Here is an 11,849-nt window from a genome sequence, read left to right as displayed (position 1 = left end):
TCTGTCGAGATATGGCGGTCGTGGTCCTTTGCGTATACTGCGCAGATGTTTTCCCCAACGGCTTTGCGTCCGCGGTACGCCAAATGGCTGATCGCAACCGGACTCTTCCTGGTGCTCAGTGGCTGTGTTGATAAACCCAACACGCTGGAGCGCGTAAAGGAGGATGGCGTGCTGCGGGTGGTTACCCGAAACAGCCCCGCCACCTACTTTCAGGATCGCAACGGTGAAACCGGCTTCGAATACGAGCTGGTGAAGCGCTTCGCCGACGATCTGGGGGTGGAACTCAAGATCGAGACCGCCGACAACCTCGACGACCTGTTCAATCAGGTAGGCAAGCCTAACGGCCCGGTGCTGGCGGCTGCCGGTCTGGTCAGCAGCGAGGCACGCAAAAAGCAGGTGCGGTTTTCCCATTCCTACCTGGAAGTCACCCCACAGATCATCTACCGCAACGGCCAGTCACGGCCGACCGACGCGGGCGACCTGGTCGGCAAGAAGATCATGGTGCTCAAGGGCAGCACCCACGCCGAACAGCTGGCAGAGCTGAAAAAGAAATACCCCGGCATTGAATACGAAGAATCCGACGCGGTTGAAGTCGTCGACCTGCTGCGCATGGTCGATGAAGGCCAGATCGACCTGACGCTGGTCGACTCCAACGAAGTCGCGATGAACCAGGTGTACTTCACCAACATCCGGGTCGCCTTTGACCTCGGCGACGCCAGCAACCAGAGTTGGGCCGTGGCCGCCGGCGAAGACAACAGCCTGCTCAACGAAATCAACGCCTACCTCGACAAGGTGCAAAAAAACGGCACCCTGCAGCGCCTCAAGGATCGCTATTACGGGCATGTCGACGTCCTCGGCTACATGGGCGCCACCACGTTCGCCCAGCATTTGCAGCAGCGTCTGCCCAAGTACGAACAGCACTTCAAGGCGTATGCCAAGAAGGAACAGGTCGACTGGCGCCTGCTGGCCGCAATCGGTTATCAGGAGTCGTTGTGGCAACCGGCGGTCACGTCCAAGACCGGCGTTCGCGGCCTGATGATGCTGACCCAGAACACCGCGCAAGCCATGGGCGTGTCCAACCGCCTCGACCCCAAGCAGAGCATCATGGGCGGGGCCAAGTACCTGGCTTATATGAAGGATCAGCTGGACGAGTCGATCCAGGAGCCGGACCGCACCTGGTTTGCCCTGGCGGCTTACAACGTTGGCAGCGGTCACCTGGATGACGCGCGCAAACTGGCGGCGAAGGAAGGGCTGAACCCGGACAAGTGGCTGGACGTGAAGAAAATCCTGCCGCGCCTGTCCGAGAAAAAGTGGTACAGCAAGACGCGCTATGGCTACGCCCGAGGCGGCGAGCCGGTGCACTTCGTGGCGAACATCCGTCGTTACTACGACATCCTGACGTGGGTCACGCAGCCGCAGCTTGAAGGTGACCAGGTCGCCGAAGGCAATCTGCATGTGCCGGGGATCGACAAGACCAAGCCGGCCCAGGAGCCTGCGCCGCTCTAACCCTGACAACACAAATCAAATGTGGGAGTAGGCCTGCTCGCTCCCACATTTTGTTTTGCGTATGGGTTTTAGGCTTTTGCGGCGGCCAGGATCAGCGCTTTCATTTCCGACACCGCTGACTTGAAGCCAACAAACAACGCATGCGCCACCAGTGCGTGACCGATGTTCAGCTCATTGATGCCTTTGATCGCCGCCACGGCTTCTACGTTGTGGTAGTGCAGACCGTGCCCGGCGTTGACGATCAACCCCTGAGCCAGGCCAAACGCTACACCATCAGCCACGCGCTTGAGTTCTTCAGCCACGTCAGTCGGTGTTTCTGCATCGGCGTAACGCCCGGTGTGCAGTTCAATCGCGGGCGCGCCAACGCGACGGGAGGCTTCAATCTGGCGCTCATCAGCGTCGATGAACAGCGACACTTCGCAGCCAATTTTCGATAAGCGATCCACCGCGGCTTTGATCCGTGCTTCCTGCCCCGCTACGTCCAGGCCACCTTCAGTGGTCAGTTCCTGGCGGGTTTCCGGGACCAGGCAAATGTGCGCCGGGCGAATGTGCTCGGCGAACAGCATCATTTCTTCGGTGACGCCCATCTCGAAGTTCATGCGGGTCTGCAGCACGTCCTTGAGCACAAGAACGTCGCGCTCCTGGATGTGCCGGCGGTCTTCGCGCAAATGCACGGTAATGCCGTCAGCGCCCGCCTCTTCCGCGTCCAGTGCAGCCTTGACCGGATCCGGATAGCGAGTGCCCCGGGCCTGACGCAGGGTGGCAACGTGGTCGATGTTCACGCCAAGAAGAATGCGATTGCTGGTGGTCACGGAAGCGCTCCTGAATTTAAAGATTCGGCGCACAGCATACGGGGAGACTACGGCTTGCGAAACAGCTCGCGGCTGACTAAAGGACGACCGCCCAGATGCACGGCCAAAGCCTGGCGCATCAGACGCTTGGCGGCGGACAGCGCACCGGGCGCGGTCCAGTCGGCATCGGCCATGGCCAACAGTTCGGTGCCATTGAACAAACCGGGTTGCAGCAGATAGACCTGCTCCAGCCCCGCATCCACCTGCAAACGGTAGAGACCGTCCGGGGCGATGGGCTCGCCGTGGATGTCCGTGGTCAGTGCAAAGCCGTAGCCGAGGTCGTCGAGCAAGCGCCATTCGAACGAGCGCAACAACGGCTCCAGCGGACGACCCTCGGCCAGCGCGAGCAGGGTAGCAGCGTAGTGATCGAATACCCCGGGATGAGGGTCTTCGGAAGGCAATAGACGGATCAACAGTTCATTGAGGTAGAGGCCGCTGAACAACGCCTCACCGCTGAGCCAGGTGGAGACGCCGGCACTTTCCATGCGCCCGACGTTCTTCAGCTCGCCACGTCCGCGAAACTCGACTTCCAGCGGCACGAACGGCCGCGCCAACGTCCCCGCCTTGCCCCGCGCACTGCGCAACACCGCCCGCAGCCGACCTTGCGGCGTGAGGAAATCCACCAGCGCACTGTTTTCGCGGTAGGCGCGGGAGTGGAGGACGTAGGCGGGTTGGCCGCTGGGTGGGGTTTGGGACATGGAAGTCAGGGTACTCAATGGCAGCGCGCAGTCTTGCAAACAACCCAAAACAATGTGGGAGCGAGCCTGCTCGCGAAAGCGGTGTGACAGTCAACATCAATGCTGAATGTTACATCCTCTTCGCGAGCAGGCTCGCTCCCACAGGGGATCTTCAATGTATCTGGAACCGGGTTTACAGGTCGCCGTAACCCAGCGAACGCAATGCGCGCTCGTCATCGGACCAGCCGCCTTTCACTTTCACCCAGAGGTTGAGCATGATCTTGGAGTCGAACAGCAGCTCCATGTCCTTGCGCGCCTCGGTGCCGATGCGCTTGATGCGTTCGCCCTTGTCGCCAATGATGATTTTCTTCTGGCCATCACGCTCAACGAGGATCAAGGCATGAATGTGCAGGGTTTTGCCCTGCTGCTTGAACTCTTCGATTTCCACGGTGATCTGGTACGGCAGCTCGGCGCCCATCTGGCGCATGATTTTCTCACGCACCAGTTCGGCGGCGAGGAAGCGGCTGCTGCGGTCAGTGATCTGGTCTTCCGGGAAGAAGTGATCGTTTTCCGGCAGGTAACCGGCGATCACACGCTCCAGCGCTTCGAGGTTGTGCCCGTGCTGGGCCGAGATCGGCATGATCTGTGCGTTCGGCAGCTGTTCCTGCAACCAGCTCAGGTGCGGCATCAGCTCGGCTTTGTCTTCGATGCGGTCAGTCTTGTTCAGTGCCACGATCAGCGGGCCGGTCACGTACTGGACGCGCTCGAGAACCATCTGGTCTTCGTCGGTCCACTTGGTGCGGTCAACCACGAAGATCACCACGTCGACGTCTTTCAACGCCGCCGAAGCAGTCTTGTTCATGTAGCGGTTCAGGGCCTTTTCGCCGCCCTTGTGCATGCCCGGGGTGTCGACGTAGATCGCCTGCACGGCGCCTTCGGTCTTGATGCCCAGCATGTTGTGGCGGGTAGTTTGCGGCTTGCGCGAGGTGATCGCCAGCTTCTGACCCAGGATGTGGTTCAGCAGCGTGGACTTGCCCACGTTGGGACGGCCGACGATGGCAACATAGCCACAGCGAGTTGCGTTTGTATCAGTCATTGCCATTCTCCACACCCAGGGCAATCAGTGCTGCGGCGGCCGCTACCTGTTCGGCAATACGACGACTCACACCCTGACCTCGGCTTTTTTCATTCAGTAAGGTGATTTCACATTCGACGAAGAACGTCCGGCAATGCGGCTCACCCTGGATATCCACCACTTCGTAACGTGGCAGCTCACAACCACGCGATTGCAGGAATTCCTGCAGGCGGGTTTTTGGATCTTTGTTGGTGTCGACCAGCGTCAGGCCTTCGAACTCACCGGCCAGCCAGGCCAATACACGCTCGCGCGCCATGTCCATGCCGGCGTCGAGGTAGATCGCACCAATCAGCGCTTCCAGGGCATCGGCCAGAATCGACTCGCGACGGAAGCCGCCGCTTTTCAGTTCACCGGAGCCCAGGCGCAGGTAGTCGCCCAGATCGAAACCGCGAGCCAGTACGGCCAGCGTCTCACCTTTCACCAAGCGTGCGCGCAAACGCGACAACTGGCCTTCGCGGGCCAGCGGGAAGCGATCGAACAGCGCCTCGCCAGCGACGAAGTTAAGGATGGCATCACCGAGGAATTCCAGGCGTTCGTTGTTACGCCCGGCAAAGCTGCGGTGAGTCAGGGCCAGAACCATCAGTTCCTGGTCCTTGAAGGTGTAGCCGAGCTGACGCTCTAGACGACTTAAGGAGACGCTCACGGTTTACCCACGCTGAGTTCGTGGTTGGATTCCACCGCCATCGCCGTGATACGGCGCAGGCCTGGGACAATTAACGCTGTGTTCAAAAATAACGTCCTGAATATCATTGGCTTCATGCTGCCGGGGCCGATTGTGCCGACTCCAGAAAAGCATTCGGCGCTGTGTTCAACAGCGCCGTGTGTGATTACTTGATCAGGCCAACCCGCGAGAAATTCGGCAGGTGACTGAGTTTGGGTTCCGGCCAGCTCATCCAGACTGCGAAGGCCTTGCCGACGATATTCTTGTCGGGAACCATGCCCAGCAGATCCTTGGGAATGCTTGGATCATCCCAGTAGCGACTGTCGTTGGAGTTGTCGCGGTTGTCGCCCATCATGAAATAGTGCCCGGCGGGCACGGTCCACGAATGGTCCGGCGTGGCGCGATAACGGCTCATTTCCTTGCGGATCAGGTGCTCGGCAACGCCGAGTTTTTCCTTGTAGAGCTCAGCGCTGCCCAGCGTGCCCGGCTCGGAGCCGACCAGTTGCTCGGCAATCGACTCACCGTTGACGAACAGGCGCTTGTCGGCAGTGTAGCGAATCGTGTCGCCCGGCAGGCCCACTACACGCTTGATGTAGTTGACGTTCGGATCGCTCGGGTAACGGAACACCATCACATCGCCGCGCTGCGGATCACCGACTTCGATGACTTTCTTGTCGATCACCGGCAGGCGGATCCCGTAAGAAAATTTGTTCACCAGAATGAAGTCGCCGACGTCCAGGGTCGGTTTCATCGATCCGGACGGAATCTGGAACGGTTCCACCAGGAACGAACGCAGGACCAGCACGATGAACAACACCGGGAAGAACGACTTGCCGTATTCGACCAGCAGCGGCTCTTTGTTCAGCTTCTCGACCACCACCCCGTCAGGCTGGCTGACGCTGCCCTGATAGGAGGCAATGGCAGCACGCCGACGCGGCGCCAGGAAAACCAGATCGAGCAACGCCAACAGGCCGCAGACGAACACGGCGATGACCAGCAACAGCGGGAAATTTAGTGACATAGGACCTAACTATCCAACCTGAGCACTGCAAGGAAGGCTTCTTGTGGAATTTCCACGTTGCCGACTTGCTTCATGCGTTTTTTACCGGCCTTTTGCTTTTCAAGCAGTTTCTTCTTACGGCTAACGTCACCGCCGTAGCATTTGGCCAATACGTTCTTTCTGAGTGCCTTGACGGAGGTTCGCGCAATGATCTGCCCGCCAATGGCGGCCTGGATCGCGACGTCGAACATCTGGCGCGGAATCAGTTCCTTCATCTTCTCGGTCAACTGGCGACCTTTGTAGTGCGCGTTATCCTTGTGCACGATCAGCGCCAGGGCGTCGACCTTGTCACCGTTGATCAGCACATCCAGTTTCACCAGACTAGCCGATTGATAACGATCGAAATGGTAATCCAGCGAAGCATAACCACGGCTGGTCGATTTCAGACGGTCGAAGAAGTCCAGGACCACTTCGTTCATCGGCAAATCGTAGGTCACCTGGACCTGGGAACCGAGGAACAACATGTCGTGTTGCACGCCACGCTTTTCGATGCACAGGGTAATGACGTTGCCCAGGTGCTCTTGCGGCACAAGAATATTGGCCCGCACGATCGGCTCACGCATGTCTTCGATCGAGGACAGGTCCGGAAGCTTCGACGGGTTATCGACGTAAATCGTTTCGCCGGTTTTCAGCAACAGCTCGAAAATTACCGTCGGCGCCGTGGTGATCAGGTCCAGGTCATACTCGCGCTCAAGGCGCTCCTGGATGATTTCCATGTGCAGCATGCCGAGGAACCCGCAACGGAAGCCGAAGCCCAGGGCGTCGGAGCTTTCCGGGGTGTACTGCAGGGACGAGTCGTTGAGCGTGAGCTTTTGCAGGGCTTCACGGAAATCTTCAAAGTCGTCGGAACTGACCGGGAACAGGCCGGCGTAAACCTGCGGCTGAATGCGTTTGAAACCTGGCAGCACGTCGACGTCTGGCGTCGAGTTCAAGGTCAGGGTGTCACCCACTGGCGCACCGTGAATGTCCTTGATGCTGGCAATGATGAAGCCCACTTCACCGGCCTTCAGGTCAGCGGTAGGGGTGTGTTTCGGGTTGAAGACACCAACGCTGTCCACCAGGTGGATCTTGCCGGTGGATTTGACCAGGATCTTGTCGCCCTTCTTCACACGACCCTGACGCACGCGTACCAGGGAAACAACGCCCAGGTAGTTATCGAACCACGAATCGATGATCAACGCTTGCAGCGGATCTTCGTAGTTGCCGGTCGGCGGAGGAATAGTGGCGACCAGGCGCTCGAGCACTTCGTCGACGCCCAGACCGGTCTTGGCCGAGCACTCGACCGCATCGGTGGCATCGATGCCGATGATTTTTTCGATTTCTTCTTTGACGCGGTCCGGATCGGCCTGCGGCAAGTCGATCTTGTTCAGGACCGGCATGACTTCCAGGCCCTGCTCGATCGCCGTGTAGCAGTTGGCAACCGACTGCGCTTCAACGCCCTGACCGGCATCGACCACCAGCAACGCACCTTCACAGGCCGCCAGCGACCGGCTGACTTCATAGGTGAAGTCAACGTGGCCGGGGGTGTCAATGAAGTTCAACTGGTACTTGATGCCATCGCGAGCGGTGTAATAAAGGGTGACGCTATGGGCCTTGATGGTGATCCCGCGTTCACGCTCCAGGTCCATGGAGTCCAGCACCTGGGCTTCCATTTCGCGCTCGGCAAGGCCGCCGCACATCTGGATGAATCGATCAGCCAGCGTCGACTTGCCATGGTCAATGTGGGCGATGATGGAGAAATTGCGGATATGACTCAAATCACTCACGGATCAACACTCAAAAAGGCTGCAGGCATAGCCCGCCGAAAAATAGCCGGGAATTGTACCTGATCCACGGCGCAAGCGTCACGTTCGCAGGTCAGACGGCACGTACAAAAACGCCCCGGTCTTGCGACAGGGGCGTTTCAGATGGCGACGGGGTCAGGAAAAACCCTCGATCAACCGGCCCGGCGCAACAGCCAGACGCCGGCCAGGGCACAGACACCGGCCGGAATGAGCACCGCAAACAGCGGCGAGAAACCGAACACCAGGCTCGAAGGCCCCAGCAGATCCTGGACGATACGGAAGGTGAAGCCCACCAGAACGCCGGTGAACACACGCTGGCCGAGGGTCACCGAACGCAGAGGACCAAAGATGAAGGAAATCGCCATCAGCACCAGCGCCGCCGTCACCAGTGGCTGCAACACTTTGACCCAAAACGCCAGCCAATAACGGCCATTGCTCAGGCCTTGATCTGCCAGATAGTGGATGTAACCCCACAATCCGCTGATCGACAGCGACTCTGGTGCCATCACCACGGTGTCCAGCAACTGCGGGCTCAGGGCAATATCCCAGCGCTCGACGGGGGTGGTGACCACTTCGGTGCTCTTGTCGTGGAACACCGTCGTCGTGACGTCGCTGAGTTGCCAATGATCCTTGTCGAATTCACCACGCTTGGCGAAGCTTGCCGACAACATGTGCCGTTCTTTATCGAAGCGATAACGAGTTACGCCGTACAGAACACCGTTGGGTTGCACGGAGTTGACGTGAATGAACTCGTCACCCTGGCGGTGCCACAAGCCGTGTTTGGCGCTTTGCGCATCACCGCTGCCCTGAGCCAGCGAGCGATTGGCCTGCGCCGTGACTTCGGTGGCCGGCGCAACGTATTCGCCGATCACGACACCCACGACCATCAGGATCAGCATCGGCTTCATGACCGCCCAGACGATCCGGCCGATCGACACGCCCGCGGCGCGCATGATGGTCAGCTCACTGTTGCTGGCCAGACTGCCGAGGCCAATCAGGCATCCGATCAGTGCCGCCATTGGCAACATGTCGTAAAGACGACGCGGGGCCGTCAGCAAGACGTAACTGAAAGCATCCATCAGCGTATAGGTATCGCTGACCTCACCCATCTCGTCGATGAAGGCAAACAGCGTCGCCAGACCGAGAATAATCCCCAGTACCGCGAGGATGGCCATGAACACGCTGCTACCGATGTAGCGATCGAGCTTAACCACGAGCCACCTCCAGCGCGCTGCGGCGACTCGCCATCTTCAAGCGCATCGGCTCCCAGTAAAGCAACCCGAGACCAATGAACAGGAACAACCCGTGAACCCACCACAACCCCAGGGCATGTGGAATCTTGCCCTTGTCCAGAGCGCCGCGGGCGGCAATCAGGATGGTCAGGTAAGCCATATAAAGAAGAATCGCCGGCAGCAGCTTGAGGAAACGTCCTTGGCGCGGGTTGACCCGTGACAACGGCACCGCCATCAGGGTCACGATGAACACCAGCAGCGGCAGGGACAGACGCCATTGCAGCTCGGCGCGTGAACGTGGGTCTTCGTTATCGAGCAAGGAACGGGTGCTCATTGCATCACGGTCGGTCACTTCGTCACTGACGTCCGGCTTTGGCAGCAATACCCCGTACTCGTCGTACTTGATCGCGCGATAGTCGGCCTGCCCCGGATTACCGTCATAGCGATAACCGTTGTCGAGAATCAGGTAGCGGTTGCCGTCCGGGCGGATTTCCTGGCGACCCTTCTCGGCCACCAGCACGGAAATACCGCGATCCTTCTGGTCAGAGTTGGTGTTCTTTTGCGAAATGAACACACCCGCCAAATTGACGCGATCATCGGTCAACTGCTCGGTATAGGTCACCCGGGTCCCGTCGCGCAACGCCTGGAAGCGACCCGGCTCGAGGGTATCGAACTCGGTCAGGGCATCCTGTTTGTTCAGCAGCAGCTGGAACTGATTGGCACCTTGTGGCGCCAGGCTCAGGCTCAGCCAGGCCACAACCAGCGCAACCAGCGTGGCCGGAAACAGGGTAATGACAAACAGACGCTGCTGGCTCATGCCGGTGGCCGACAGCACGGTCATCTCGCTTTCGAGGTACAGGCGACCGTACGCCAGCAGGATCCCGAGAAACAGGCCCAGCGGCAGGATCAGCTGCAGGAAGCCCGGCAGGCGGAAGCCCATGATCAGGAACAGCGAGCCCGGATCCAGCAGGCCCGAGGCCGCCTGGGCGAGGTATTTGATGAAGCGCCCGCTCATGATGATGACCAGCAGCACGGCGCTGACGGCGCTCAAGGTCAACAGGACTTCGCGGGACAGATAACGGAAGACAATCAAACCAGACACTCCAGGGTTGTCAGGCTAAGGCGGCCAAACAAGCAAACGTATCAGACAGCCCGCAGGGCAGAGCCGCCGAAAAAGATGGCGCATTATCCTGTGATTGAGTGCGCCTGTCACTGCGCATGCTCAAGCTGGCGCTCAATGCGTTGAAGATCGTACAACCGAGGGTTGTCAGGCGCAGGGAGCGAGGTTCAAACTGCGGCCTTTGTCGCGGGCCGTGACCTGCGTCTTTCCATCTATATAAGCAAGCGTCTGTGCGTCGCCGTTTTGCCCGCGCACGTTGACCATTATTCAGGGACCCGGACATGGAACTGGTTGTAAAAAGCGTTAGCCCAGAAACGTTGAAGACCGCCACGCTGGTTGTCGCCGTCGGTGAAGGCCGCAAGCTCGGCGCCGTCGCCAAACAGCTGGACGAACTGAGTGGCGGTGCGATCAGCGCTGTTCTCAAGCGCGGCGACCTCGCTGGCAAAGTCGGCCAGAGCCTGTTGCTGCACAGCCTGCCGAACCTCAAGGCTGACCGCGTTCTGCTGGTCGGCGTGGGCAAGGACGAAGAACTGGGCGACCGCCCGTTCCGCAAAATCATTGCCGGCGTCCTCAACACCCTGAAAGGCCTGGGCGGCACCGACGCCGTGCTGGCGCTGGACGAAATCGTGGTCAAGGGCCGCGACAGCTACGGCAAGACCCGCCTGCTGGCTGAAACCCTGGTGGACGGCGAATACACCTTCGACCAGTTCAAGAGCCAGAAAGCCGAACCTCGCGCCCTGAAGAAAGTCACCCTGCTGACCATCAAGGCTGCACAGGCTGAAGTCGAGCGCGCCGTGGCCCACGCCACCGCTATCGCCAACGGCATGGCCTTCACCCGTAACCTGGGCAACCTGCCGCCGAACATCTGCCACCCGACGTTCCTCGGCGAGCAAGCCAAGAACCTCGGCAAAGAATTCAAAACACTGAAAGTTGAAGTCCTTGATGAGAAGAAGATCAAGGAACTGGGCATGGGTTCGTTCTACGCCGTGGGCCAGGGCAGCGCCCAGCCTCCGCGCCTGATCGTCATGCAATACAACGGCGGCAAGAAATCCGAGAAGCCGTACGCCCTGGTCGGCAAAGGCATCACCTTTGACACCGGCGGCATCAGCCTGAAGCCGGGCCTGGGCATGGATGAAATGAAGTACGACATGGGCGGCGCTGCCAGCGTGTTCGGCACCCTGCGTGCCGTGCTTGAGCTGAAACTGCCGATCAACCTGGTGTGCATCCTGGCTTGCGCCGAGAACATGCCGAGCGGCAACGCTTCGCGCCCGGGCGACATCGTCACCACCATGAGCGGCCAGACCGTGGAAATCCTCAACACTGACGCCGAAGGCCGTCTGGTGCTGTGCGATGCCCTGACCTACTCCGAGCGCTTCAAGCCGCAAGCCGTGATCGACATCGCGACCCTGACCGGCGCTTGCGTCGTTGCCTTGGGCGCCCACACCTCGGGCCTGCTGGGTAACAACGACGAACTGATCGGCCAACTGTTGAGCGCCGGCAAGACAGCTGACGACCGCGCCTGGCAATTGCCGCTGTTCGATGAGTACCAGGAGCAGCTGGATAGCCCGTTCGCCGACATCGCCAACATTGGCGGGCCGAAAGCCGGGACCATCACCGCTGCCTGCTTCCTGTCGCGCTTCACCAAAAACCTGAACTGGGCGCACCTGGACATCGCCGGCACCGCATGGACCAGCGGCGGCAAGGACAAGGGCGCCACTGGCCGTCCGGTTCCATTGCTGACCCAATACCTGCTGGACCGCGCCAAAGCCTGAAACCGTTGACCCGGGGCGGCGCTGCTTTCGGGCTGCGCCGTGCCTGGCTCA

Annotated in this window: 10 protein-coding genes; 2 read left to right on the top strand and 8 right to left on the bottom strand. The window is 59.8% G+C overall.

Features of this window, described 5'->3' with window-relative positions; genetic code table 11:
- Positions 1 to 45: 45 nt before the first annotated feature.
- A complete protein-coding gene (mltF, locus tag AC07N8_RS15215) occupies positions 46 to 1,506 on the top strand; it encodes a membrane-bound lytic murein transglycosylase MltF (RefSeq protein ID WP_483840375.1) in 1,461 nt (486 codons plus the stop codon).
- Between the two features lie 68 nt (positions 1,507 to 1,574).
- Here mltF and pdxJ read toward each other — a convergent pair whose 3' ends face one another.
- The 8 genes from pdxJ to lptF all read right to left on the bottom strand — a co-directional run bounded on the left by pdxJ (position 1,575) and on the right by lptF (position 9,999).
- A complete protein-coding gene (pdxJ, locus tag AC07N8_RS15210) occupies positions 1,575 to 2,318 on the bottom strand; it encodes a pyridoxine 5'-phosphate synthase (protein WP_123433620.1) in 744 nt (247 codons plus the stop codon).
- 47 nt (positions 2,319 to 2,365) lie between these two features.
- On the bottom strand, positions 2,366 to 3,055 hold the full coding sequence (gene recO, locus AC07N8_RS15205; protein WP_493144416.1) for a DNA repair protein RecO: 690 nt from the start codon (positions 3,053 to 3,055) through the stop codon (positions 2,366 to 2,368).
- 172 nt (positions 3,056 to 3,227) lie between these two features.
- The gene (gene era / locus AC07N8_RS15200; RefSeq protein ID WP_027924886.1) at positions 3,228 to 4,130 is read right to left on the bottom strand and encodes a GTPase Era; all 903 of its coding nucleotides are present in this window, start codon (positions 4,128 to 4,130) and stop codon (positions 3,228 to 3,230) included.
- Entirely contained in the window at positions 4,123 to 4,812 is a 690-nt protein-coding gene (gene rnc, locus AC07N8_RS15195) for a ribonuclease III (protein WP_027924885.1), read from the bottom strand. Before rnc ends, era begins: the two co-directional genes overlap by 8 nt.
- A gap of 184 nt (positions 4,813 to 4,996) precedes the next feature.
- Positions 4,997 to 5,851 (bottom strand): signal peptidase I, encoded by an 855-nt coding sequence (gene lepB, locus AC07N8_RS15190; RefSeq protein WP_493144418.1) that lies wholly within the window; start codon positions 5,849 to 5,851, stop codon positions 4,997 to 4,999.
- Between the two features lie 5 nt (positions 5,852 to 5,856).
- Entirely contained in the window at positions 5,857 to 7,656 is a 1,800-nt protein-coding gene (lepA, locus tag AC07N8_RS15185; RefSeq protein ID WP_483840373.1) for a translation elongation factor 4, read from the bottom strand.
- 170 nt (positions 7,657 to 7,826) lie between these two features.
- Complete coding sequence (gene lptG / locus AC07N8_RS15180) at positions 7,827 to 8,888, bottom strand: LPS export ABC transporter permease LptG (RefSeq protein WP_493144421.1); 1,062 nt, start codon at positions 8,886 to 8,888, stop codon at positions 7,827 to 7,829.
- Positions 8,881 to 9,999, bottom strand: coding sequence for an LPS export ABC transporter permease LptF (lptF, locus tag AC07N8_RS15175; RefSeq protein ID WP_483840371.1), 1,119 nt, complete (start codon positions 9,997 to 9,999; stop codon positions 8,881 to 8,883). Before lptF ends, lptG begins: the two co-directional genes overlap by 8 nt.
- A 308-nt stretch (positions 10,000 to 10,307) precedes the next feature.
- Between lptF and AC07N8_RS15170 the strand changes: the two genes are divergently transcribed.
- The gene (locus AC07N8_RS15170; protein WP_483840370.1) at positions 10,308 to 11,798 is read left to right on the top strand and encodes a leucyl aminopeptidase; all 1,491 of its coding nucleotides are present in this window, start codon (positions 10,308 to 10,310) and stop codon (positions 11,796 to 11,798) included.
- The last annotated feature ends 51 nt before the right edge of the window (positions 11,799 to 11,849 follow it).

The sequence above is a fragment of the Pseudomonas sp. GW821-FHT10C09 genome (genome assembly GCF_059415465.1).
This window is presented reverse-complemented; position numbering and strand designations above follow the sequence as displayed.

Excerpts from the sequence above, each read along its gene's own strand:
- mltF (WP_483840375.1), top strand. The coding sequence starts at position 46 with ATGTTTTCCCCAACGGCTTTGCGTCCGCGGTACGCCAAATGGCTGATC.
- recO (WP_493144416.1), bottom strand. The coding sequence starts at position 3,055 with ATGTCCCAAACCCCACCCAGCGGCCAACCCGCCTACGTCCTCCACTCC.
- era (WP_027924886.1), bottom strand. The coding sequence starts at position 4,130 with ATGACTGATACAAACGCAACTCGCTGTGGCTATGTTGCCATCGTCGGC.
- lepB (WP_493144418.1), bottom strand. The coding sequence starts at position 5,851 with ATGTCACTAAATTTCCCGCTGTTGCTGGTCATCGCCGTGTTCGTCTGC.
- AC07N8_RS15170 (WP_483840370.1), top strand. The coding sequence starts at position 10,308 with ATGGAACTGGTTGTAAAAAGCGTTAGCCCAGAAACGTTGAAGACCGCC.